25 protein-coding genes are annotated in these 23,032 nt (G+C 46.0%); 6 read left to right on the top strand and 19 right to left on the bottom strand.

From position 1 onward, the window contains the following. Window positions 1-72: 72 nt before the first annotated feature. The 5 genes from ACFPRA_RS07690 to ACFPRA_RS07710 form a co-directional block, all read right to left on the bottom strand. The gene (locus ACFPRA_RS07690; protein WP_381432336.1) at window positions 73-489 is read right to left on the bottom strand and encodes a TIGR03826 family flagellar region protein; all 417 of its coding nucleotides are present in this window, start codon (window positions 487-489) and stop codon (window positions 73-75) included. A gap of 20 nt (window positions 490-509) precedes the next feature. Further along, window positions 510-1,118 carry a ComF family protein gene (locus ACFPRA_RS07695; RefSeq protein WP_381432338.1) on the bottom strand — a complete coding sequence of 203 codons (609 nt, stop codon included), beginning with the start codon at window positions 1,116-1,118 and terminating at the stop codon, window positions 510-512. Further along, a complete protein-coding gene (locus ACFPRA_RS07700) occupies window positions 1,115-2,491 on the bottom strand; it encodes an ATP-dependent helicase ComFA (RefSeq protein ID WP_381432340.1) in 1,377 nt (458 codons plus the stop codon). The genes ACFPRA_RS07695 and ACFPRA_RS07700 overlap by 4 nt, the downstream gene beginning before the upstream one ends. 41 nt (window positions 2,492-2,532) lie before the next feature. Then, window positions 2,533-3,387: a DegV family protein gene (locus ACFPRA_RS07705; protein WP_381432341.1), complete on the bottom strand. Its 855-nt coding sequence runs from the start codon at window positions 3,385-3,387 to the stop codon at window positions 2,533-2,535. Window positions 3,388-3,477: 90 nt separating this feature from the next. Then, window positions 3,478-4,704, bottom strand: a complete 1,227-nt coding sequence (locus ACFPRA_RS07710; RefSeq protein ID WP_381434801.1) for an EAL and HDOD domain-containing protein — start codon at window positions 4,702-4,704, stop codon at window positions 3,478-3,480. Between the two features lie 156 nt (window positions 4,705-4,860). Here ACFPRA_RS07710 and ACFPRA_RS07715 point away from each other — a divergent pair, with 156 nt between their 5' ends. After that, window positions 4,861-5,637 carry an enoyl-CoA hydratase-related protein gene (locus tag ACFPRA_RS07715; RefSeq protein WP_381432343.1) on the top strand — a complete coding sequence of 259 codons (777 nt, stop codon included), beginning with the start codon at window positions 4,861-4,863 and terminating at the stop codon, window positions 5,635-5,637. A 115-nt stretch (window positions 5,638-5,752) separates the two neighbouring features. Here the strand turns inward: ACFPRA_RS07715 and ACFPRA_RS07720 are convergent, their stop codons facing one another. Continuing rightward, on the bottom strand, window positions 5,753-6,160 hold the full coding sequence (locus ACFPRA_RS07720) for a flagellar export chaperone FliS (RefSeq protein ID WP_381432344.1): 408 nt from the start codon (window positions 6,158-6,160) through the stop codon (window positions 5,753-5,755). A 104-nt stretch (window positions 6,161-6,264) separates the two neighbouring features. Here ACFPRA_RS07720 and ACFPRA_RS07725 point away from each other — a divergent pair, with 104 nt between their 5' ends. Beyond that, window positions 6,265-7,077: a flagellin gene (locus ACFPRA_RS07725; protein ID WP_381432346.1), complete on the top strand. Its 813-nt coding sequence runs from the start codon at window positions 6,265-6,267 to the stop codon at window positions 7,075-7,077. Window positions 7,078-7,519: 442 nt separating this feature from the next. On the opposite strand, the gene ACFPRA_RS07730 is transcribed toward ACFPRA_RS07725, so the two are convergent. From ACFPRA_RS07730 to ACFPRA_RS07780, 11 genes are all read right to left on the bottom strand, one after another. Further along, entirely contained in the window at window positions 7,520-7,792 is a 273-nt protein-coding gene (locus ACFPRA_RS07730; RefSeq protein ID WP_381432349.1) for a late competence development ComFB family protein, read from the bottom strand. A gap of 141 nt (window positions 7,793-7,933) precedes the next feature. Beyond that, entirely contained in the window at window positions 7,934-9,376 is a 1,443-nt protein-coding gene (gene aspA / locus ACFPRA_RS07735) for an aspartate ammonia-lyase (protein ID WP_381432351.1), read from the bottom strand. A 335-nt stretch (window positions 9,377-9,711) separates the two neighbouring features. Continuing rightward, window positions 9,712-9,888: a hypothetical protein gene (locus ACFPRA_RS07740; protein ID WP_381432353.1), complete on the bottom strand. Its 177-nt coding sequence runs from the start codon at window positions 9,886-9,888 to the stop codon at window positions 9,712-9,714. A 253-nt stretch (window positions 9,889-10,141) separates the two neighbouring features. Continuing rightward, window positions 10,142-10,723, bottom strand: coding sequence for a hypothetical protein (locus ACFPRA_RS07745; RefSeq protein WP_381432355.1), 582 nt, complete (start codon window positions 10,721-10,723; stop codon window positions 10,142-10,144). Window positions 10,724-10,912: 189 nt separating this feature from the next. Further along, a complete protein-coding gene (locus ACFPRA_RS07750) occupies window positions 10,913-12,889 on the bottom strand; it encodes a S9 family peptidase (RefSeq protein ID WP_381432356.1) in 1,977 nt (658 codons plus the stop codon). 242 nt (window positions 12,890-13,131) lie between these two features. Continuing rightward, window positions 13,132-13,407 carry a hypothetical protein gene (locus ACFPRA_RS07755; RefSeq protein WP_381432358.1) on the bottom strand — a complete coding sequence of 92 codons (276 nt, stop codon included), beginning with the start codon at window positions 13,405-13,407 and terminating at the stop codon, window positions 13,132-13,134. Window positions 13,408-13,508: 101 nt separating this feature from the next. Next, window positions 13,509-15,443: an FtsX-like permease family protein gene (locus ACFPRA_RS07760; RefSeq protein WP_381432360.1), complete on the bottom strand. Its 1,935-nt coding sequence runs from the start codon at window positions 15,441-15,443 to the stop codon at window positions 13,509-13,511. Beyond that, window positions 15,415-16,197, bottom strand: coding sequence for an ABC transporter ATP-binding protein (locus ACFPRA_RS07765; RefSeq protein ID WP_381432362.1), 783 nt, complete (start codon window positions 16,195-16,197; stop codon window positions 15,415-15,417). Before ACFPRA_RS07765 ends, ACFPRA_RS07760 begins: the two co-directional genes overlap by 29 nt. Next, window positions 16,148-17,200 (bottom strand): sensor histidine kinase, encoded by a 1,053-nt coding sequence (locus ACFPRA_RS07770; RefSeq protein WP_381432363.1) that lies wholly within the window; start codon window positions 17,198-17,200, stop codon window positions 16,148-16,150. The genes ACFPRA_RS07765 and ACFPRA_RS07770 overlap by 50 nt, the downstream gene beginning before the upstream one ends. Beyond that, window positions 17,197-17,901, bottom strand: a complete 705-nt coding sequence (locus tag ACFPRA_RS07775) for a response regulator transcription factor (protein WP_381432365.1) — start codon at window positions 17,899-17,901, stop codon at window positions 17,197-17,199. Before ACFPRA_RS07775 ends, ACFPRA_RS07770 begins: the two co-directional genes overlap by 4 nt. Before the next feature lie 491 nt (window positions 17,902-18,392). Beyond that, window positions 18,393-19,385, bottom strand: coding sequence for a lipoate--protein ligase (locus ACFPRA_RS07780; RefSeq protein ID WP_381432367.1), 993 nt, complete (start codon window positions 19,383-19,385; stop codon window positions 18,393-18,395). Window positions 19,386-19,698: 313 nt separating this feature from the next. On the opposite strand from ACFPRA_RS07780, the gene yhfH (ACFPRA_RS07785) reads away from it, so the two are divergent. The 4 genes from yhfH (ACFPRA_RS07785) (at window position 19,699) to yhfH (ACFPRA_RS07800) (ending at window position 20,440) form a co-directional block, all read left to right on the top strand. Continuing rightward, complete coding sequence (gene yhfH / locus ACFPRA_RS07785; RefSeq protein WP_239389127.1) at window positions 19,699-19,824, top strand: protein YhfH; 126 nt, start codon at window positions 19,699-19,701, stop codon at window positions 19,822-19,824. A gap of 80 nt (window positions 19,825-19,904) precedes the next feature. Then, a complete protein-coding gene (yhfH, locus tag ACFPRA_RS07790) occupies window positions 19,905-20,030 on the top strand; it encodes a protein YhfH (protein WP_239389127.1) in 126 nt (41 codons plus the stop codon). Between the two features lie 80 nt (window positions 20,031-20,110). Next, window positions 20,111-20,236: a protein YhfH gene (gene yhfH / locus ACFPRA_RS07795; RefSeq protein ID WP_381432370.1), complete on the top strand. Its 126-nt coding sequence runs from the start codon at window positions 20,111-20,113 to the stop codon at window positions 20,234-20,236. A 78-nt stretch (window positions 20,237-20,314) separates the two neighbouring features. Beyond that, a complete protein-coding gene (gene yhfH / locus ACFPRA_RS07800) occupies window positions 20,315-20,440 on the top strand; it encodes a protein YhfH (protein ID WP_239389130.1) in 126 nt (41 codons plus the stop codon). Between the two features lie 77 nt (window positions 20,441-20,517). On the opposite strand, the gene ACFPRA_RS07805 is transcribed toward yhfH (ACFPRA_RS07800), so the two are convergent. Further along, window positions 20,518-21,369 carry a glycerophosphodiester phosphodiesterase family protein gene (locus ACFPRA_RS07805; protein ID WP_381432372.1) on the bottom strand — a complete coding sequence of 284 codons (852 nt, stop codon included), beginning with the start codon at window positions 21,367-21,369 and terminating at the stop codon, window positions 20,518-20,520. A 215-nt stretch (window positions 21,370-21,584) separates the two neighbouring features. After that, the gene (gene hemY, locus ACFPRA_RS07810) at window positions 21,585-23,012 is read right to left on the bottom strand and encodes a protoporphyrinogen oxidase (protein WP_381434804.1); all 1,428 of its coding nucleotides are present in this window, start codon (window positions 23,010-23,012) and stop codon (window positions 21,585-21,587) included. Between the last annotated feature and the right edge of the window lie 20 nt (window positions 23,013-23,032).

Raw genomic sequence — 23,032 nt, forward strand, 5'->3', positions numbered from 1 at the left:
GTCGAAATTAGTGAACGTTTAGTGTCTTTGGAAGGAAAAAACCGGATAGCTCAAAAAGCACCGGTTTTTTCCTTATTTAGGTTTGCGGTCTGCGAGGTAGGTCCCCCGATTTTGGGCTTCGACGTTTTCCCTGAATTCTTTTGCCGCCTCGAATGTGCGCAGTTCGTTTTTAATGTCGGCCGTGCAACGATCACATAGTTTCCCTTTCGTTGTCAGTTTGCCGCAATTGTCACACGGGTAACCGAGGTTCGGGAATAATGCAGGTTGGAGTCGCCCTTTCCGGACCCATTTGTGCAGTAATGTTTCGGTGACGCCTGTCACTTCGACAATCCGTTCAATAGTCGCTGCACGGTTTTCACGCCTTCTTAAGAAGCGGTACACTTCCTCGTACAATTTTTCTTCGTTCGCCGCACATTTCGCACAGACATCCCGTACGCCTGTGTAGTTAAAAAAATCGCCACAGGTCGGACAATTTCGTAATTCAGCCATGGTCTTTTCCCCTTCCACTTTTATCGTCCGGCACGGATCAGTGTAACCGCCTCGATGCGGGTGGCGCCTGCTTGTTTCAAGGCGATTGCCGCATGGCGGAGCGTTGTGCCGGTTGTGTAAATATCGTCCACCAGTAAGTACGTTTCAGGTCGAATAGTGGTTCCCGATTTTATTGTAAATAACGGTTTCATTGCCAAGCGTTGCTGCTTCGTTTTTTCACCCATCGATCCGTTGTCTGTCTTTTCAAGCAGATGGATGAATGGGATACGCGCCGCTGTTAACAGTTCGTCAATATGCGCAAAAGTCCGTTCACGCTTTTTCTCCGGATGCATCGGAATCGGCACGATCGTGACGTTGCCGGTTAAGTGGCTACGCAATTCGTCTGCAAAAACGGTAGCGAGTGCGACATCTTGCAGAAATTTGAACTGATGGAGATAGTCCTGCATCGCTTCGTTATACGCGTAAAGTGATGTGATGCTATCAAGAACGTCATCCTTACCTTTTATGTCGGCACGTTGGAAGTTTTTTGAACAGTGTTGGCAAATTTCCTTTTCTTTTTCGAGGCCAAGCAATCCCTTCCAAGTTGCTGTGGAAACGATGGGCTGTAGGCAAAGTAGGCATTCACTCATGTAGATTCTCCTTTATTCAATCGGATGATTTCGTTTTTCGCATCGTCCATCGCATAAGTGATGCCATGGTGAAAAAGGACAAAATCGCCGGTCGGGTGCTGGACTGAGCGTCCGACGCGGCCACCGATTTGGATAAGTGCGCCTTTATTGAAAATCAATTGTTCCGCCCCGACAACGGCCACTTGGACATTGGGGATCGTGATGCCGCGTTCCAAAATGGTCGTCGTCAGCAGGCCAGGTAGTTCTTTATTGCGCAGCGCTTGGACATGTTCTTTCCGGTCCGGATGCGAGGCATGGACGGCACGGATACGGGCATCTAGCAGGTGGAATAAAGGTTCCGCTTGTTCCATAAGCCCGATATGATGGAAAAAGATGAGAAAAGGTTCTTGTTGAGCAAGTCGCGCAGTTGTCCAATCGACGAGTTTTTTCGGCAGCTTGCCTTTTGGGATCTGCTTTGCGTAATTCCATAATGACTCATAGCGCGGTACAGGCAATGGATAGCCATGATAGCGGCGATTGATGGTGGAGATGCGGCCTGTCTGGTTCATGTCCGCGATCAGTTTGTCCGATGGTGTTGCGGTGACAAAATGAATGGGGACTTCGGGCTTTGCCGCTTTCTTGACAGCCCTTCGCAATGTTTCATCTGCGGTATAGGGAAACGCGTCGGCTTCATCGACAAAAATGGTATCGAACGCATGGCGGAATCTGTAAAGCTGGTGAGTAGTGGCTAGGATGAGTTGAGTGGATTGTAGGGATGGCGTGGCCCCACCGTATAGCGCATCGATCAGCGTTTTCGGGAATGCGGCGCGCAGGCGTGGTTCGAGTTCCAAAATGACGTCGACGCGTGGTGCAGCGATGCATACCCGTTTCCCTTCCAGTAACAGTTTGTGGATCGGTTCAAAAAGGATCTCTGTTTTGCCAGATCCACAGACGGCATGGATAAGATGCGGAATGCGTTTCGTGTTGCTTTCCGTCAATTCGTTGGAAGCTTGCTGTTGGCGTGGTGTCAACGTTCCTTGCCAAGCAAGTGTATGGGTGGTCGGGTAGACAGGCGGTTCCCCTTTCCAGATGATAAGTTCCGTACAACTGGAGACGCGTCCCATTTTGAGGCAGTGACGGCAATACGTGCAAGGTCCTTGGCATTTTGCACAGTGGAATGTAGTGAAGCGGGATGAATTATCATTTTCACATCGATTGCAGAAATGGCGGATTTGTCGGGTATAGGTTTTGGTCGATGTGATACCTGGAACGATTTCAATCTGTTGGGATGCAATGTGTGCGTCAATGGTGTCAGTTGGGAAAGGGGTATGCAGGCGCAACCAAATACGGCCGGCGAGAAACTCCCGCACTGCCGGATCGATTCGTTTGGTCATCTGCAACACCCCTTTCTTTTATAGTTTGTCTGTGGCGGGTATTATTCGATTGGCGCTTTTCTTTTCACCCAGCCCAATCCCATGGCCCCCTCACCTAGATGGGTTCCTATGACGGGACCGAAGTGGCTGATAGTGAAGTGGACGTCCGGCATTTGTTCGGATAATTCGGCGAGCCAAGCTTCGGCTTCTTCCAGTCGGTTGGCATGAATGATGGACGCTTCGAGTGGCATCTTTGCCGCATCTTCGGCAAGCATGTCCGCAATGCGTTTCATCGCTTTTTTTCGCGTCCGGATTTTTTCATATGGGACGATCACTTTGTCTTGGAAATGCAAAAGCGGTTTCACTTGCAATAAGCTACCAATGAACGCTTGTGCCCCCGATAGTCTGCCACCTCTTTGTAAATGAGCCAAGTCGTCCACCATAAAATATGCACGCATCGTCTGTTTCATTTCCGCAAGTTTGGCTAGTATTTGATCAGGCGTAGCACCTTGTCGAGCCATTTCCGCGGCACGGATGACGTAGAATCCTTGCAGATAACAGGACAGTTCCGAGTCGAATGCGTAAACTTCAATGCCGTCGACCATTCCGCCAGCTTGTACTGCCCCTGCATATGTGCCGCTAATACCGCTGGAAAGATGGATGGAAATGACTGCTTCGTACCGTTCTTTTAACGTCTCAAATAATTCGACAAATTTGCCGACAGGCGGCTGTGACGTTTTTGGCAGCGGACCATTTCCGCGCACCTTATCGTAAAATTCGGTTGCTTGTATGTCGATTTCTTCTTCGTATGCGACACCGTCCAATGTGACGGTTAATGGGATCATCTGGATGTCCAATTGTTCTCGTAATTCGACAGGTAAATATGCTGTACTATCTGTTACAATTGCTGTTTTCAATTATTCTCAACTCCTGCCCTCTATTCTACCCAAAACGCGGCAGAATGGAAATGTGGAAGGGTGTTGAATTAGTAATCTGTCTGTTCCTTCTTATTCTAGTCGTTGCGTCCAGCTATGCGCTTGGAGAGCGTATTGACTCAATTCATTTATGGTTATATTGAGGGTTTGTGAATAAAGTGTAATCCGCTCCCAATCGAATCGCTCGATCGCTTCCGCCAATTGTAAATAGAAGGTAATTTCCGTCTGTTCCCCTTTCAATGTTTGTTGAACTTCATCAGAGAGGGGAATCAGCCCCCAAATCTCTTCCCAACTCCGCCGCATCATGATGTTCATGAGCGAAAACATGCCGGCGAGGAAATATTCTTCCGGATTTTTCTTACCATCCCGTTTGGCAAGGAGCTCGCAAAGCTTTGCCCGGGTCAGTGAATAATCAATCAAGACTTGAATATGCCTCGCTTTCGACCTTTCCTTGATTTCCTGCAATGCCAGGACTTGCATCCATTTTCTCGTTTCACGCAAACCGATCAGGACGAGTGCTTGTTTGATGGAGCGGATCTGTTTCGGGACTTCAAAGGCAAGTGTATTGATATAACGAAGCAATTTATAGGATAGCGAGATGTCGCGCATCACCAGCTCTGCGATCTCTTCAATACTTGGTGTCTCCTCATTCAACTTCTGGATGATATGAAATTTTAATCCGACATCTTGTGGGATTTCAACCCCTTGGATAATTTCAGGCTTGGCGAAATAATAGCCTTGGAACAGTTTGTATCCGGCTTTTTTGGCTCTATTGAACTGTTCTTTCGTTTCGACTTTTTCCGCCAGTAATTGTATGTTTGGATATTTCTTTATGTAAGTTTCAATGATGTTTCGTTCCGTTATTGTCGTGTTGAAAAAGTCGATTTTAATGAAGTCGACAAGCCTGAATAACTCTTCGTAGACGACATATTGCTCTCGTAGAGTAAAGTCGTCCAAAGCCAATTTGAAGCCGTCCGTTTTTAATGCACGTATTTTTGTCAATAGGGAGGGCGTGATTTCAACATCCTCCAGAATTTCAATGACAACTCTGTCAGGATCCAGGCTTGAAAACAGGTCTTGGGCAAGCAATGTTCCCGTGAAATTGATAAAGGACAGACTTTTACCCACGACTTGATCGACACCGATTGTTAAAAATGTGTTGACGAGTAACTCGATTGTCGCTTTGTCCGCATCCACATCCGGAAAAAAATTATCCGGACTATTCCTATATAAGAGTTCATACGCATAGATGTCGCCATTTTGTGTCAAAATCGGCTGTCTGCCTACGAAAATATCCATGCTTTGCACTTTCTCACCTCTTTGTACAGTAGTATAGCAAAAAAGCACTAGGATACAAGACATTGTTGGAATCTTAAAACTTTTTATAATAGCATCATTGGGCGATAAATGGTATGTTTTAATTGTGTGAAATGGCAGAAACAAGGGGGATTTACAATGGAAAATTTGCGTTATGAACAAAGAGGGCATGTAGCATTTGTGACGCTTGACCGTCCGGAAGCGATGAATGCCTTCAATTACGATTTGCTTGTCGAACTGGCACAGATTACGGAGTCGATCCGCATCAATCCGGATATTCGTGTCGTCATCTTTACGGGAGCGGGCGAGCGGGCTTTCAGTGTGGGGGCTGATTTGAAAGAGCGCAAGACGCTGACTGATTTGCAGGTAAAACGCAATATTTATAAAATCGGCGAAGTGTTTTCAGCCATTGAACAGTTGCCACAACCGACAATTGCGATGATGAACGGCTTCGCTTTCGGTGGAGGCATGGAGCTGGCACTTGCTTGTGATTTCCGGATTGCCGCCGATACGGCTTTGATGGGCTTGACGGAAACAGGGCTCGGAATCATACCAGGGGCTGGCGGAACACAACGCTTGCCGAGATTGATCGGTGAAGCGAAAGCTTTGGAACTCATTTTGACTGCGCGTAGACTGACCGCGGCAGAAGCGCTCAACTATGGCGTCGTAACCAAAATTGCATCTTCGGATGACTTGGCAAAAGAAACGGCCGCGTTTGCGGAGTCCATTCTGGCAAACGGCCCGATCGCCTTGCAACAAGCCAAATTCGCCATCAAACAAGGCATGAATGTGGACTTGCAGACCGGACTCGCCATTGAACGGAAAGCATATGAAATCACCATACCGACTGAAGACCGTGTCGAAGCGCTGAACGCCTTTGCAGAGAAGCGGAAACCGGTGTTTCAAGGGAAATGATAGATGGGAGAAGGCTGAATGGCCTTCTTCTTTTTTTTCGTGGTGTTGGTTATGTAGTCGAGCCAGGGTCTTGCTTCGTTTCACTAAAACAGTGCATAGTCAACCTAGATACATTTTAGACCCAGCCGCTTTGAAAGTTTTGTTGGCGGCTTTTTTGCCTGGCAATTTCCCAAGCATTTTTCATTTCCTTTAGGTGTCCGGTTACTTCTTGTAGCGGTACGGACTTTTTCTGTAGACGTGCTTCGACGAGGCGCTGGTTTAAATAAATATAGAAAGTGGTGAGGCGCCCCCCTTCTAACGTCCGTCCATTCACCGTGGCCATTAATTCGAAGAGGAGCTGTTGGGCTTTTGCTGAAGATTCGTATAGGGCATCGCGATCATCAGCTGAAATTGCAGTTTGGCAAAATTCGACATGATGCTGGCATTCATCGATCAGTCGAAGGACATATTCGATGCTTGAAAGGGTTGTATAATCGTTTTCTTTGTAGCGTCTCGCCGCTCGATGAATATCCACTTTTTTCACTCCATCCTCTTTTTCTTTATTATCGGCTCGATTTGTTCAATTGTAAGCAGAAAGACCGATATAGAAAGTGTGAAATGAATTTCCTTTAGGTTAGGAGTGAAAACATGCGCATCCACAGTCAGGAACAGATCGCATTTTCGGCGAATCGTGCCAAAAGAAACGCCAACCAAATTGAAAAAAGTATTCAGAAGCTCGCTTCCGGCTTGAAGATTGCGAAAGGAAGCGACAATGCGGCAGGACTTGCCATTTCAGAGACGATGCGGGCACAAGTGAGGGGCCTATCCCAAGCGCAGCGTAATATGCAGGACGGCCTTTCCGTGTTGGAAGCATCCAATGAAGGCTTGAACAATGTCAATGGATTGCTGCAGCGCGCAAGGGAGCTGGCGGTATTGAGCGCCAACGGAACCTTGACGGAACAGGACCGGCTTGCGAGTGAAAAAGAGCTCACCCAATTGATGGGAGCAATCGATGATACAGCTGAAAGGCTGGAATTCAACACCATGAAAATCCTTGGAGATAATGCACCTCTCATCTTACAAGTTGGCGCAAACCCGACACAGCAAATCAAGGTCGACCTTGTTGACGTAGGGACAGCGGCCTTAGGTATTCAAGATGCTTCCTTATTGACACAAAGTGACGCCGAAGAGCTAATTTCTCGAATGGATAATGCGATTCAAATCGTGAGCGGCCATTTAACGAGAATCGGTTCCGATATGGAAGCGATCGAGCATCATTTGCAAAATGCAATGTTGTTCGAAACGAATTTGACCAAATCGCTCTCCATGCTAGAAGATACGGACATCGCCAAAGAAATGATGACCTTCATCAACCACGATATCCGGCAAAAAGGCGATCATTTGCTTGTCCAACATGTAAATCGTAATTTGAATGAGACTTTAGGTATTTTTAATCGATGAGTGTGTTGAAAGTCATTGGTGGAAAAGACTAAAAAGAGAGTATGAGAAGAAGGCGTTGATGCCTTCTTCTTTTTTGGGTTGATTGAAGGGAGTACGATCGGATGAGGGCTGTTTATAAGCGCTTGATTTAAAGTTTGAGCGTGCGAGGCGGTGGAATGAGCTCCTGTTTTAGTAATTGAGCGCTGAGAAGGTAGTATGGGCACTTGAGACAAAGTTTGAGCGCGGGAGATTAAGCATGAGCACTTGTGAAATGGTTTGAGCGCAGGGAATGAAATATGGGCTCTTGAAATAAAGATTGATCGCGCGTAATGAAGTACGGGCTCTTGAGACAAGGATCGAGCTCGAGTAATGGGGTATGAGCGCGGGATTCGGAGGAGTGCTCTTATTATTTTAAATGAAAGAGGCTACCTCCAAAAGATAGCCCCATTCCTATAACACTTATTTATTTATTACAGCGCGGATTGTTGGATACGATGCTGGCTGCTTTTGTCACGGTCATCAACACATTGGTCACGCCTTGCCGATCCGCTGTATGCGGGGCCCGTACATAAGGAATATGCGAGTCTTTTGTAATGTAACGGGGTGGCAATTGATTCAATGCGATGGCTTTAATATCGTCTAGACACCGTTCACATTCGCAAGATAAGTTGAATTGTTGTTTATAATTGACAAGCACTTCATGCACGATCTCTTCCATCACATTATGTACAGCCACAGGGTTCCCCTCCAAAGCATTGTTGGTCATGCAATCTTTTCCATTCATTTAAGTATACCATTCTTTCAAACTGTTGAATCTTTTTGGTATTGATTCAAACAAAGAGAGAGCAGCTGAACGAGTCAGCTGCTCCCCCTCACTTTATACTTGTACAAGCCCTTTTTTCTCTAGTAATTCTTTACCGGAGATACCTGGGTTTGTCATTTCGATTGGATGTAAAATAACGTCCAGTTCTTCTGCTGTTAACAGACCGTTTTCGATACAAAGTTCACGGATTGGTCGACCGGTTTCCATTGCTAACCCCGCAATGCGACTCGCCGCCTCGTAGCCGACATGTGGATTGATGGCTGTGATGATACCGATACTGTTCTGTACGTATGCTTCCATCTGCTCGACATTCGCTTGGATGCCGTCTAAACAATAGTTGCGGAATGCTGTGAAGACATTGGTCATGATATCGATGGATTGGAGCAAGTTGAAGACTAGCACCGGCTCCATAACATTCAATTCAAACTGCCCAGCTTCGGATGCCAAACAAATTGTTTGGTCATTGCCCATCACTTGGAAAGCCACTTGGTTCATTACTTCCGCCATGACAGGGTTGACCTTCCCTGGCATGATGGACGATCCCGGTTGACGTGCTGGCAATGAAATTTCAGTTAGTCCCGCTCTCGGACCTGAAGCCATTAAGCGTAAATCATTGGAGATTTTCGACATATTGACCATGCAACCGCGCAATGCCGCGGAAACTTGGACATAAGCATCCGTATTTTGCGTGGCATCGACAAGGTGATCCGCTGATTCCAACGCCATCCCGCTATTCGTTGTTAAACATTCCACCACTTTTTCAATATAGAGTGGATCTGCATTTAGCCCCGTTCCAACCGCAGTCGCTCCCATGTTCACTTCGTATAGATGCTGTCTCGAGCCGCTAATGCGCTCAATATCACGTTGGAATACTCTTGCATATGCTTCGAATTCCTGTCCTAAACGGATGGGAACCGCATCTTGTAAATGCGTCCGACCCATTTTTAAATAAGGCTGGAATTCTTCCGCTTTTTTCAAAAATGTTTCATGAAGCTCGTCCATGACTGTAAGAAGCTGTTGCACTTTTGCCAACACCGCAATATGGATCGCTGTCGGGAACGCATCGTTCGTGGACTGCGCCATGTTGACATGCGTGTTCGGACTGATCTTGGCGTATTCCCCTTTTGAATGCCCCAACAATTCAAGTGCCCGGTTGGCGATGACTTCGTTGGCGTTCATGTTCATGGATGTCCCTGCGCCGCCCTGAATCGGGTCGACGATAAATTGATCGTGGAATTGTCCCGCAATGATTTCATCGGCAGCTTGGATGATCGCACGCGCAATCGATTTATCCAATTGTCCGACCGCTTCGTTCGCTTGTGCGGCGGATTTTTTGACAATTGCAATCGCTTTGATCAACTGCTTATCGACTTGATAGCCCGTAATCGGGAAGTTCTCGACCGCGCGCAATGTCTGAATGCCATAGTACGCATCGATCGGTACATATTTTTCACCGATAAAATCTTTCTCGATCCGATATTCCTTAACCTCTTCCATTTGTGTCACTCCCAAAAACTTATGTTATTTCAATCGTAGATGACTTCTCAGTAATAATGAATATAGAAAAGAAACCATTTGTGTCTTTTTTGTGACATTCTATTAAGTAAGCGTATTCATTGGTATTTGGAATATACAGTAGGGGAAATAAAAGGCATAGGTGGGTAGAAGTGTGACTTTTCTTTAACCTGGCAATATTTCAAATGGGGTTGGTAACGTTTAAAAAAATCCCACATGCTGAAGCTGTGGGATTCCTGTGTTATTTCTCCGGCGCCAAGCCTTTCATCAAAAAGTCGATCATCAGGTCGATTTCAACTTGGTCATCCCACTCTAAGTTAGGGGCTGGCGTACTTGGTAATGAAGTAGCCGATAAGGGTTGAACTGGTCATTCGAATGAGTGAGCTTGCCGGCACGTCGATGATTTGGCCTTTTGCTTGAAAATGTTCCACGATTTGTGTCAGTCTTGCGAGTACTTTCACGCCGATTTGTTGGATGAATTGCTCGCCTGACAACTCCCACGGCTAAAGCCGTGGGGTTCTTTGGGTTAGTGGAAACTTGCCACGAACAGCACACTTCTTAGGGCGACCAGATCAACCATGCGATTGAGGTTGCCATCCCTACACTGTTGCGCTTTTCCAAAGAAATTCGTGGGGCTAGAACGTATTGTTCGGCGCTACTCCGATTAGCCAATGAAGACCGTTCGTGCGCTTACGATACCCACTCCATTATTAAAGTCGGCAACTTTGTCACTCCGACAGGTCTGTATTAAGCGACATACCAACGCATTTGCTTGTTACGGTGTTGACCTAGTCTTGCCACTTCATGATGATGCAGTGCGACGAAGCTCTTCCACCCTCGGTTGCACAAGTCCACATCTACGGCATCCAGGGTATCGACGGTGTTTCCAATTAAGAACGCACTATATAGATCGCGTTGGATGCGTCCACCTAGAATATTCTCATTCCAACGTTCGTTTAAATCTTTCTTGTTGTATTCACCAGTTACATGATTGAATTGGCTTGCTTTGACTTTGAAAGTGTTGATTTTCTTCATTTTTCTTCCTTGATAGTGTAGTTTTCGATCGATTATCTCCATCAACATGGCAGTCGCTCGGTTGACAATTACCTTACCGTAGCGCTTTTTCTTGTTGCGCGTTGTCTTCTTGGTTCGCTTTTGAAGTCCTTGTACCCGCATGGTTTCTACACGAATATCTGAACCGAGCGAGAGAACATGGTTCACGAGGATTTCATGGGACTGTTTTCCTTTAAGCGCGAGCTTTCGATGAAGGTCTTTTCGGATCGGCTTTAACCGAAGATAGCATTTCGAAAAGTGCCATTCTAACTTCACACCGCGCTTGATTGTGCCGTCTTCGTTGTAGTTGTCTGGATCGGTTGCCTGTTTGCTTCTGTCCCGTTATCTAATACTTTGTTTAAGTCTTTAATGATGACAGGAGCTAACATTTTCACCATCGTTGGAATTAGCTAAAAACAGCCGCTCAGCTTTGCCGGAATGGCTGTTTGTTCATATGATGATATCTTACAAATACTTCGTAAACCAATCGATAATTTCATTCAATCGAGCGATACGCAAGTTCGGTATTCCGGTGCGCGATAGGTTGTGGTCGGCATCTGGGAAGCGGACGAATTCCGTTTCTTTCCCCATTCTCTTCAATGTAATATACAGTTGTTCCGCCTGTTCGATCGGGCAACGAAGGTCGTTTTCTGAATGTAAAATGAGTAGCGGCGTTTCCACGTTTTTTGCATATTTTAATGGTGAATGCTCCCAAAGTTTTTCCACATCGTTCATATCTGCCTGGATCTGCCACTCGCTGAAATAATAGCCAATATCGGAGACGCCGTAAAAGCTGACCCAGTTAGAAATGGAACGCAACGTGACTGCCGCTTTGAAGCGATTCGTATGGCCGACGATCCAATTCGTCATGAAACCGCCGTAGCTGCCACCTGTTACGCCAAGGCGATCCGTATCAATCCAATCATTTTCCCCGATGACCACATCCAGTCCCGCCATGATGTCTGCATAATCACCGACGCCGTAATCGCCGCGGACCGCATTGACGAATGACTGGCTATAGCCGTGACTGCCGCGCGGATTGACGTAAAGTACGCCGTATCCTTGTGCCGCTAGCAATTGCATCTCATGGAAAAAGGAATTGCCATACATCGTATGCGGACCGCCATGGATTTCGACGATAAGCGGGTATTTCTTCCCTTCTTCATAGCCCGCTGGTTTCATGAGCCAGCCATGCACATCCAACTCTGACGTGCTTGTATAGGTAATGGCTTGCGGCTCAACAAGTTCCACTTCCTCCAAATAGGTTTGGTTGAATGATGTGAGGACAACCCGTTCGCCCGTTGTGATCGTTTGCTTGTACAACTCACCCGGATTGGTGGCATTTGTGACCGCAACAAGCGCAAGATCACCATCCGCTGACATGGCATAGTCATAAATATGCTCGTTTTCCGGAGAAGCCGGATAAAGTTCCCCTTCCAGTGTCGCAAAATAGAGGCGCACATCCCCCATCGTTGATAATTGGAAATAAAGTTGATTATGCTTTGTCCAACTGACTGCCGGTGCATTCACCCCTTGCTGATGATCCGCCACGACATAGTCTCCGACTGGCGCATCAAGGCTTTCTGTCAAATTCATGCGGGTGCCTACTTCGATATCGTAAACATATACATAGGAATGTGTCGCATTGTAAAATTGCTGGTCTTTCCCGACGAATGCAATGTATCGATCATCAAATGAAAACCGCGCGCCGCCATAGAAACCTTCCTCATCGATGAGCACTGTCTCTTTTTTCGTCTCTACATCGACCAAGAATAGCGGTTGGCGGAACTCTAAGTCCTGATTTTCTTTCCGATTGACGCCGACGACGATTTTCTTTCCATCATGCGAGACCGCGTGTAGCGCGTGTTGATGATTGCCTTCGGTGAACTGGGTCACTTCGCCTGTTGCGAGTTCAACTATCCCGATTTGCTGGAATGTATCTTGCGGTAAGAGTCCCGCTCCGTCCATCTTGTATTTCATCTTTGTCACTCGGTACGGTTCCGGCTTTTGCTTCTTCTCTTTTTCTTCTTTGTCCGTCCATGTTTGGCCTTCTTTAACAGGGGCATTGACCCAGATTTTCTGGCCACATGGGGACCAAAGGAAACTCGACACACCTTTATCGAACGAAGTCAATTTTTTCGCTTCGCCACCCTTTGCAGAAATGATGTACACTTGATTGTTCTCTTCACGGTTTGACAAAAACGCGATACGCTTGCCATCCGGAGACCATTGCGGTGATGAGACGTGATTGTTTCCAAATGTCCATTGTGTCACTTCATTCGATGTCAATTCGACATGATAGACATTCGACACATATGTATTGTCCTTTTCGTCCATATGCGTTTTCACAAATACCGCTTCCTTGCCGTCCGGAGACAATCGAGGATTCGTCACAGAGTGTAATTTGAACAGATCCTCTACTTGTAGTTTACGTTTTCCCATCGGAAATTCCCCCTCACTAATACTCCATCTACTTATTTCGACAGACGGAACAACTTCCCTTTATTGGCAGCATAATAAAGTCCTTTTTCTACTGATAACAATATATTTTTCCCACGTACGCTTTTGTCTCCTATCTTTCTGGTACAACCACGTACGTTAAAGAGAGGGAAAGTGTTTTGTGGCCAATCTTGAAAGCTTCCACTTCCTTTCTCTACTTAACTAGGAAAGGAGGTTTGGACATGTCACTTTTTTTCGAGAATGAATTCCAACGATCCAGCCATGACAGAAGGCATTGCAGTTGTGGGCAACATCGGCATCACGATGACAGAAGACATTGCGGTTGTGGGCAACATCGGCATAGCGATGACAGAAGACATTGCGATTGTAGGCAACATCGGCATCACGATGACAGAAGACACTGCAATTCCAATACGCAGCCGACTTTTACTTTCAGGCATCGGTTGGCTGATTGCCATAAGCGATCCGAGTGTGATCGACACCGATGCAACCGTTGCCATGAACAACGGTCTCGCAGACGTTGCTGTTGGTGGTAATGAATGACCAAATCCCCCTTGCCAGATAGCGAGGGGGATTGCCTATTGAATGCGGACGTGGGATTTCATCCAGTTGCTTTAATATGCGCAAGATAACGCCAGCGAATGAGATAAAAATAACAAATTTGCATCACGGTAAAGCCGGCAAGGACGAGTGTCAGTTCTTTCACAATCGAAATTTCCGCAAGCGCATCCCAGATGACTTGCAAAGAAAGAAATGCAAACGAACTATGGACCAATGCAACGCCCCACGGGAAGAAAAATTGTGGGATCAATTGCCGATTAACAATTTTCTTGAATTCACGATCTGTTAAGCCCATGCGCCGCAACACGTCGAACTGTTTCCGATCGCGTTCCAATGATGTATATAACCTGAAGTAGATGAAGCTTCCTGCCGCTAAGAAAAAGACGGCTGCGAGCAGTAAGCCGATGAACAATAACAAAGAAAATGTCGTTCGGATGACCGAATAGTTCAAGCCCGGATTTTCAAATGTATAGTGCAAGGGCTCCGCATTACCTGTCAAAAATGATTCAGTCACGGTTGCATCGATGGAACGCCCGATTTCTTTTGTCAACTGCCATTCAGGTACGTTGAACGCATAATACGTGAAGGAAGGCAGATTTTTTGTATAAACGCTTTCCAGCACTTTATCGTAATCATTGTTGTTTAAAATGATGGCGTTCGTTCCGATGGAATAGGATGTAAATAAATGATATGGATATGCCCCGGTAATCTGGATACGGATATCACTTTCCACGAGCTCGGTCTGGACGGTCCGATCTTTCAGCTGATCATAGGACGAAGCGGAAGGCGGCAGAAATATCGCTTCTCCCGGACCCAGCTCCAGCGCGGGATAGCCGAACGAATGGGCGAGCATATCGACATTGGATTGTTTCAAGATGGCGACATTATTCTGCGTAAAGGAGGAAGTCTGTTTCAATACATGGAACCGTATTAAGGAAAAATCGATTTTATGCGCATTCAGCTCCTCAACAAGTTGTCCGATATGTTGCCGCTCCAACTTATTTTCCGGTTCGCTTTTATACACGAGTCCGAGTGGATGCATTTCCCGGTATTGAGAAGCGAAAGAGGTCAAGGATGCAAGAATGCCGACCGACATGAACGCAATCGTCGACACAAGTGTCACGATGAAAAACATGCGGGCATTTTCACGCAACCGGACGACGCCTTCCGAAATGGAGAGCAACCAGAAATGATGCCAATATAACCGTTTCCGATTGCGAATCGTTTGTAGCAACATCGGCAAGGAATCATTAAAAAAGTAAAAGGTCCCGATCGTCGCCAACGGGGGCAATAAGAAAAGGAGCCTAATGACGATAGGATTGTTTGTCGCTGCGGCCATCGCATAAGACAATCCAAGAAAGAGCAGTCCGAGATAGCCTCGGCTCTTCGAATAGCCATACGCCTCGTGATTCCCCGCCTCCCCTTGAATCAGTTCTGCCACTTCCCCTGTACGGATAAAAACAGGTGCGACATACGAAATGATCCCAAATAAGCTCAGGAAAGCACCGATGGTCAAAGCGAACGGTTCCCAAGATAAATAGAGGGGCAAGGCCGGCAACAGCACGATTTCCCGAACGATCATAAAGAAGAATTTCGAAAACATATAACCGAGCACCGTTCCCGCAGCAATGGACACCGTTCCAATAATCATCGTTTCCAGAAAGATTAGCCGATTCAATTGCCCTTTTTCCATTCCTAAATGGAGCAGAATACCAAATTCTTTCGAGCGCGCTTGCAGAAATGCCCGCAGTGAATAGAACAGGAAAAACACAGTGAAAATGTACAAAATGAGTTCTGCCCCGCCCATCCCCATAATCGCAATTTCCTGTAAAAAACGGCCTTCAATGGATGGATGGAACAATAGCATGGAGTAGAGAAAAAACACCATGACGGAGAAAATACTCGCCATAAAAAAGGCGGCGTAACTCCGGCTGTTCCGCATGACATTACGGTAGGCGAACTGTCGAAAGGTCATTGACATTGCCCCCAAGAAGCGATAGTACATTCAAAACACGTTGGAAAAACGTCTGACGCCGCTCATCTTTATAAATTTCATTGAAAAACTCGCCATCCTTGATAAACATCACCCGATCGCAATAACTGGCAGCAATCGGATCATGCGTCACCATGATGACGGTCGTTTTCTCGATTTGATTGATTTGACTAAGCAATTCGAGGACATCTCTGGCTGATTTCGAATCGAGATTCCCTGTCGGCTCATCCGCCAAAATGATTTTCGGTTTATGGATCAAGGCACGGCCGATTGCCGTCCGCTGCGCTTGCCCTCCCGACAACTCATCCGGCCTGCGATTCAAGATATCTTGTAAATCAAGCCGTTCCGTCAATTCCGCCACACGTTTTTCCATTTCCTTCACAGGCAATCCATCGAGCGTAAGCGGCAAGACAAGATTCTCTTCTACCGTCAACATTTGCAGCAAATTAATATCTTGAAAAACAAATCCAAGGTTTCGCCGTCTGAAAAGGGCCAAGTCATTTTGGTTAAGCGTTTCCGGTTCAATCCCGTCGATCATCAAGCGGCCATATGTCGGCACCGCAATCGTCGAAATCAAATTCAGCAAGGTCGTCTTGCCACTTCCTGAAGGTCCCATGACCGCGACAAACTCACCTTCCTCCACTTCAAAATCGAGGCGATTCAATGCCCGGTGCATCACTTTCCCTTCATAGATCTTCGTCACTTCCGTCAGTTCGACGATCGTCTTCCGTGTCATCCCGCTCACCCGCCTCTCCATTTTCAAATAATACGGTCACTGTCGTGCCAGCCCCCAACTGCGATTCGATTGTGAGTCGATGGCCAAGCCGCTGACAAACTTCAGTTGCAATGTACAGCCCCATCCCGGTTGATTCACCCGTCAAACGCCCATTTTCACCCGTAAAGAACGGTTTCGTAATACGCTTTAAATCCGATGCCGGAATGCCGACGCCTTCATCGCGTACGGTAAGTCGCAGGCCTTCAGCTGTACGCGCAGCGTCGATATGCACTTTCTTCCCTCGTTCAAATGTATACTTCACCGCATTGGTGATGAATTGTCCGATGACGAATTTCATCCACTTCATGTCGGTGGCCACAGAATAGTTTTCCTCAATCGAAATGACGGGAAACACCCCATTGGTGATGAAAAGCCGCTTATGCTCATTGACAATTTCTTGTACCAACGTTTTTAAGCCAACTCTTTCAATCTGCATATCCTGTTCAAATGTTTCAAGACGCGCATTGACAAGTACAGTATCAAGACCCCGACGGATTTTCTCGATTTCTTCCGTGATGCTTTCCCGATCCAACTCCCCCTTTTCCTGTAGAAGCAGACCGATGACTGAAATCGGTGTTTTCATCTGATGCACCCATTGATTCATGAAGTGCAGTTGACGATGCTGGGAAGCATACAAGGTTTGCACTTCATTTTGATAGATTTTGTACAATTCCCTTGTGAACGCCATCATTTGCCGATGTTCGGGTGACTGTCCATGCCGGATAAGCGCATCCTCCATCTTTTGCGGCTTCTGCGTAATGGTCGCATAAATAGAACGCCGCATGATGAATTTTCCGACGAGATAGCCCGCCGTCAACAGCATGCTCATACTGATCGAATACACCGCCGTATTGAAATTCCGAAACCCATCCAGCCAATAAAGGAACATGATAAACAACACAAGAAACAATTGGAACACCATGAACGACATATGTTCCTGGATGAACATCGTAAATTTTTTCATGATTCCTCCGCGGCAATCATAAATCGGTAACCCGCGCCACGCACCGTTTCAATGGAGGACTGGATGCCATAATCCGCCAACTTTTTCCGTACCCGCGTCATATTGACATTCAACGTATTTTCATCTACAAAAGACTGATCGTCCCATAACTCCTCCAGCAACTTTTCCCGCGACACGATTTTCGGCGATGCCTCCAGCAATAACTCTAAAATGACGCTCTCCTTTTTCTGCAACGGCACAACATTATCCCGGACATGCAACTCCATCCGTTCAATGAATAAATTCAACGCGCCAATCTTCACCGTCCGCTCCGCCTGACTCGGCGCATACTCCCCGAACGTCCTGCGCAAATGGCTCCGTATTTTGGCAAGGACGATTTCATAATGAAAAGGTTTCGTGATAAAATCATCCCCGCCATTCTCCAGCGCAAACACCTGATCCATATCCCCCGATCGCGCCGATATGAAAATAATCGGACACGTCGTATGCTGCCGCAACTCGCGACACCAATAATACCCATCATAAGAAGGCAAATTGATATCCAACAAAATCAAATGCGGATCAAATGCCAAACACTCCTCCTTCACCTGTTCAAAATCCTCTACAATTTCAACATCATATTGATATTTCCGTAATGTATCTGCTAATAGCTGGGCGATTTTCTTATCGTCCTCCACTATGAAGATGCGATGCTTGTCCATCGTTCATTCCCCTTTCACACTTCCTCTCATTATAACCTAAAAAGCGGAAATAAGTTGGGGGTGGATTGCTTGGGGAGTTGAGTTTGGTGTGGGGTTATGAGCGTGTGATACGGGGATTGATCGCTTGGGCGGGGTTATGAGCGCTTGATTCGGAGTTTGATCGCCCGCGCGAAGTTATGAGCACTTAATTCGAAGATTGATCGCCCGTACGAAGTTATGAGCACTTAATTCGAAGATTTATCGCTCGCGCGGGGTTATGAGCGCTTAATTCGAAGATTTATCGCTCGCGCGACACTTATGAGCGCGGGATTCTACGTTTGATCACTCACGCGAGGTTATGAGCGCTCAATGCTAGGTTTGATCACTCACACAATATGATGAGCGCGTGCTACGAAGTTTGATCTCTTACATAGCAACTTGCTCGCGTAAATAAGTAATCTCCCTCCCACCAACACAAAAAGCCTGACGCATTGTCAGGCTTTTTGTTTCCATCAATAGATCAATTGTAAGAATTCTTCTTTTGTAATGCCGCCCAAGTATGTGGTGATGTCGATTGGGGCGAGTGCTTCGCCTATCGATTGTCTATCATATTGAACACCTCTGAGCTTTTCCTCAATCTCAGCCACTTCGCCTACTCCAAAAAAGTCGCCGAAGATGTTGACGTCTTCGATAATGCCTTTGTTTACTTGCAGGCGGACGTCAATGCCGCCAACTGGGAAACGATGCGAATGTTGCATGTTGAATTTTGGCGATTTCCCATAATTCCAATCCCAGTTTGCGTAGCGCTCAGCAGATAATTCGCGGATTTTGGTCCAATCGTCTTCCGTTAGCTCCATATATTGAATCTTCTCTTCTCCACCGAAGATCGATTTTAGGATTTCCATTCGGAACTGTTCGATCGTCATCGGCTCTTCGAGAAATTCAGAAATATTGGCGACACGGCTGCGGATCGATTTGATGCCTTTTGATTCGATTTTATCTTTTCGAACTTTTAAAGCTTTCACAACGCGTTCGATTTCCGTATCGAACATCAGCGTCCCATGACTGAACATCCGGCCGTTTGTCGAGAATTGCGCATTCCCCGAAATCTTGCGGCCCTCGACCAAAATATCATTTCGGCCAAGCAATTCCGCATTCACGCCCATTTCGGCCAATGCTTGTACGACAGGTTCGGTGAACTTTTTAAAGTTGCGGAATGATTCCCCGTCATCTTTCGTTATAAAACTGAAATTCAAATTGCCCAAATCGTGGTAGACTGCCCCTCCACCCGATAATCTACGAACAACATGAATGCCATTCGTATCCACATAATCCGTGTCAATTTCCTCCACCGTGTTTTGGTTTCTCCCGATGATGATCGACGGTTCGTTGATGTAGAACAGCAAATAAGAATCTTTGTCTATATCCATCGTTTTTAACGCATACTCTTCAATTGCAAGGTTGATGCGAGGATCGGTAATGCCTTTATTGTCAATGAAATACAATATAATCGCTCCTTAACTTAAATTGGGCTTCAGTCCTATTTTATCTGAAAAGTAAAGAAAAGTGTTGACATTCGATCTACTGTTATAATACACTACTAATATCGATTTACGTTATAGTACAAATAAGGGGTGAGCGACATTACGCAGGAAAACAACTTGGATTTCTTGATGACTCTACCAACCCAATTTTGTATCATTTGTGGAAAAGAAATTGGCGAATTGCCTACATGCCATGGTCATATATGTGAAGCTTGTAACATCCTTCAATTTTCTAAACTGCATACGAATACACTGTCAAAAGGAGAGATCTTGAATGCTTGAGAACATCATCGAATTTTTTAAAAATCTACCGGCTAAAGTTTGTACGTCATGCGGCAAGGAAATCGAAGAGCAACATGAATGCTATGGCAATCAATGCGATTCCTGTAATATGCTTTAATATTTTTTTGTAATATCTGTACTACTACATCAACATTTTATTAGCATAGTCATAATACAATAAAGATAGTGGGGATCGGAATGCTTGAAAACATCATCGAGTTTTTTAAAAATCTACCGGCTAAGGTTTGTACGTCGTGTGGCAAGGAAATCGAAGAGCAACATGAATGCTATGGCAATCAATGCGATTCCTGTAATATGCTTTAATATTTTTTTGTAATATCTGTACTACTACATCAGTATTTTAATAACATAGTCATAATACAATAAGGAAAGTAGGGATTAGAATGCTTGAGAACATCATCGAATTTTTTAAAAATCTACCGGCTAAAGTTTGTACGTCGTGTGGCAAGGAAATCGAAGAGCAGCACGAGTGCTATGGCGACAAATGCGACGCTTGTAACATCCTTTAATTTTTTTATATTTCCTGTTCTAATACAACGCACACTATAATACGAGTACTAATACACTATAAAAAGGAGGGAATTACAATGCTTGAAAACATCATCGAATTTTTTAAGAATCTACCACCTAAAATCTGCACGTCATGCGGCAAAGAAATCGAAGAGCAGCATGAATGCTACGGAAATAAATGTGACTCCTGTAATATTTTATAAGCTGGTACACCCGTTTGAACGCAACCCCGAATGTCGGACTCCTCGTAGAGAGCCGGGATTCGGGGTTGCGTTCACTTTTATTTTTCCAGAATATCGGGACGGTCTGTATGAATGCCGTTTGCGCCGAGGTTCTTCATGGTGAGCGCTGTTTCTTGATCATTCACCGTATATGCATACACAACGAGCCCTTCTTGCTGCATATAGCTGATAAACGGCTCTGTTAAAGCCTCATAACTGACGCCGATTCCCGCCGCGTAAGTTTGTAATTTCTCTATTTCCTCTGCGGTTAACTGCGCTTCTTCGCCGTCCTCGAAAGAGATCAGTCTTAACAGCGGGATTTTCGGATTCAACGCATGTATCTTTTCAAGCCCTTCTTCACTAAACGATTGAATAACGGCTTTCGGATGTCCATCTCCATCCGCTCCAATCATATCAGCCGCCTCCAATAGCTCCATCAACTTTTCTTCAATTCCTGGATAGTCTTCCGGATTCTTTAGTTCGATGATGAAATTCATACGATCTCCGAATTGATCAAACACTTCGCGCAGTGCCGGCACTGCATACATTTCTGCATGTCCTTTTGCGGCCATCCCTTTGTCATCCTTATAGCGGGATGTTTTTGACAGCTTTTTTAATTCATCCAATGTGAATTCGCTAATTTTGCCACTGGCATTCATCGTACTCTCGACATCTTGGTCATGCATGACAACCAGTTCTCCGTCTTTCGTCAGATGAATATCCAATTCAATATAATCGGAATCCAGATCTTTTGCCAACTCATAAGAAGCCAATGTATTTTCCGGTACATATGCCGACGCTCCGCGATGTGCAATGACAAGAAATTCGTCTTCCGGCATCGGCCCATCATCCTTCCCGCATCCCGTCAACCATAAAGCTGCACATATTAGTACACATGCAAGTTTTTTCATCTTGTATCCTCTTTTCACGATTTCTCTTTTATAAGTCTTATACCCCCATTTTCCTCATTCTTTTCATTGTTCTTCGAGAATAGGTTTTTTGAACTAGAATAAAAGCGTAATACGCCCGGATGTAAAAATCAAAACTTCTTCATCGATCGGGGCTCCTACTTTTCTTGACGGCAAAAAAAGCCCCATTCACAATGGAATGGAGGCTGTTGTTTCGATCACTCAAATAGATCTTCTAGCACTTCATTGACTGCAGCTCTCCCCTGGTCGATGCAGTCGGGTAAACCGACGCCGTTGTAGGAAGCACCAGCCAGTTTGACTTGCGGGAAACGCGCTTTCAGTTCTTCACGGGCATCTGCAATCCGCTGTTTGTGACCGACCCGGTATTGCGGACGGTCTTCTTTCCAGCGAGTGATAATGGTAAAATCAGGTTTTCCTTTGATCGTCATGATTTTGTTGAGGTCTGCGAGGACGATCTTTTCGATTTCCGCATCGGATAAGTCGACAATGGCTTCGTCGCCTACCCGGCCCACGAATGCACGCAAAAGAATTTTACCTTCCGGTGTTGTTGTTGGCCATTTCCGATGCGTCCATGTGCAGGCTGTAATGGAATAATCACTGCTTCTGGAGACAAGGAAGCCTGTTCCTTCTCGATCCTGTACGACCGCTTCTTCTGGAAACGCTAAAGCAACTGTCGCCACTGATGTAGTCGGGATTGCTCGCAAATCTTGTAGCAATCCATAAGGCGCAAATAAGCGCCCCGCCATTTCATGGCCTGTGGTTAAGATAACTGCGTCCGCTTCCAGTTGTTGTCCGCCATTCAATTCGAGGATGGTCTTTCCGTCTGGAGTCGCAGGCTCTTTGATCGCTTCAACCCGGACACCTTTCATGACCGAACCCGGTTCGAGTTTTTGTTCCACTGCTTCGACGAGTGTTTCAAGGCCGTTCCGGAATGTATGGAAGACCCCTTCCTTTTTCGAGCTATGACTGTTCTTCTGCGGCAATTTTTTCGGTGTCGACTTTTTCATGCCAAGTATGAGACTTCGATGCTTCTTTTCTACTTCGTAGAATTGCGGAAATGTCGACTCCAAGCTCATATGGTCAATATCGCCTGCGTAGACGCCTGATAACAGCGGTTCAATTAGATTTTCAACGACTTCTCCACCGAAACGGCGACGGAAAAAACCGCCCAATGATTGGTCCCCTTGAATGGATGAGCGCGGTAGTACAAAATCGCCTGCCGCCCGCAATTTCCCTGCCAACGAAAATAAGCCTGTTTTTAAGAAAGGGCCGATTTCTGTCGGGACACCCATGATGGATCCTCCCGGAATCGGATGGAGCTCGCCATTGACTAGCACATAGGCTTGTCCGGTCGCATTCCGGACGAGTTCTTCGGCAACCCCGACATCCTCCGCCAAAATGCCCATGCTTTTTTTCCTTATGAGAAATGAATCCGGACCACGCTCGATGACAAAACCGTCTCGCCGGACCGTCTGGATTTTTCCACCGAGCCGATTTGCCGCTTCGACAAGGGTGACATCGAGCGGAAGTCCTTTCTCACGCGCTTCTTTCTGCATGTAGAACGCCGCAGAGAGGCCGGTGATCCCTCCGCCCACGATGACGACTTTTTTGTTTCGTCTTTCCATGTCCATCATCACTTTCTTCT

This window comes from Sporosarcina soli (genome assembly GCF_042655805.1).
Lineage (GTDB): Bacteria > Bacillota > Bacilli > Bacillales_A > Planococcaceae > Sporosarcina > Sporosarcina soli.

Bases quoted from the DNA above. Each gene is read 5' to 3' on its own strand.
- ACFPRA_RS07690 (WP_381432336.1), bottom strand. From the start codon at position 489: ATGGCTGAATTACGAAATTGTCCGACCTGTGGCGATTTTTTTAACTAC.
- ACFPRA_RS07695 (WP_381432338.1), bottom strand. From the start codon at position 1,118: ATGAGTGAATGCCTACTTTGCCTACAGCCCATCGTTTCCACAGCAACT.
- ACFPRA_RS07700 (WP_381432340.1), bottom strand. From the start codon at position 2,491: ATGACCAAACGAATCGATCCGGCAGTGCGGGAGTTTCTCGCCGGCCGT.
- ACFPRA_RS07710 (WP_381434801.1), bottom strand. From the start codon at position 4,704: ATGGATATTTTCGTAGGCAGACAGCCGATTTTGACACAAAATGGCGAC.
- ACFPRA_RS07715 (WP_381432343.1), top strand. From the start codon at position 4,861: ATGGAAAATTTGCGTTATGAACAAAGAGGGCATGTAGCATTTGTGACG.
- ACFPRA_RS07725 (WP_381432346.1), top strand. From the start codon at position 6,265: ATGCGCATCCACAGTCAGGAACAGATCGCATTTTCGGCGAATCGTGCC.
- aspA (WP_381432351.1), bottom strand. From the start codon at position 9,376: ATGGAAGAGGTTAAGGAATATCGGATCGAGAAAGATTTTATCGGTGAA.
- ACFPRA_RS07750 (WP_381432356.1), bottom strand. From the start codon at position 12,889: ATGGGAAAACGTAAACTACAAGTAGAGGATCTGTTCAAATTACACTCT.
- ACFPRA_RS07755 (WP_381432358.1), bottom strand. From the start codon at position 13,407: ATGGCAACGGTTGCATCGGTGTCGATCACACTCGGATCGCTTATGGCA.
- ACFPRA_RS07760 (WP_381432360.1), bottom strand. From the start codon at position 15,443: ATGACCTTTCGACAGTTCGCCTACCGTAATGTCATGCGGAACAGCCGG.
- ACFPRA_RS07765 (WP_381432362.1), bottom strand. From the start codon at position 16,197: ATGACACGGAAGACGATCGTCGAACTGACGGAAGTGACGAAGATCTAT.
- ACFPRA_RS07770 (WP_381432363.1), bottom strand. From the start codon at position 17,200: ATGAAAAAATTTACGATGTTCATCCAGGAACATATGTCGTTCATGGTG.
- ACFPRA_RS07775 (WP_381432365.1), bottom strand. From the start codon at position 17,901: ATGGACAAGCATCGCATCTTCATAGTGGAGGACGATAAGAAAATCGCC.
- yhfH (WP_239389127.1), top strand. From the start codon at position 19,699: ATGCTTGAGAACATCATCGAATTTTTTAAAAATCTACCGGCTAAAGTT.
- yhfH (WP_239389127.1), top strand. From the start codon at position 19,905: ATGCTTGAAAACATCATCGAGTTTTTTAAAAATCTACCGGCTAAGGTT.
- yhfH (WP_381432370.1), top strand. From the start codon at position 20,111: ATGCTTGAGAACATCATCGAATTTTTTAAAAATCTACCGGCTAAAGTT.
- yhfH (WP_239389130.1), top strand. From the start codon at position 20,315: ATGCTTGAAAACATCATCGAATTTTTTAAGAATCTACCACCTAAAATC.
- ACFPRA_RS07805 (WP_381432372.1), bottom strand. From the start codon at position 21,369: ATGAAAAAACTTGCATGTGTACTAATATGTGCAGCTTTATGGTTGACG.
- hemY (WP_381434804.1), bottom strand. From the start codon at position 23,012: ATGGAAAGACGAAACAAAAAAGTCGTCATCGTGGGCGGAGGGATCACC.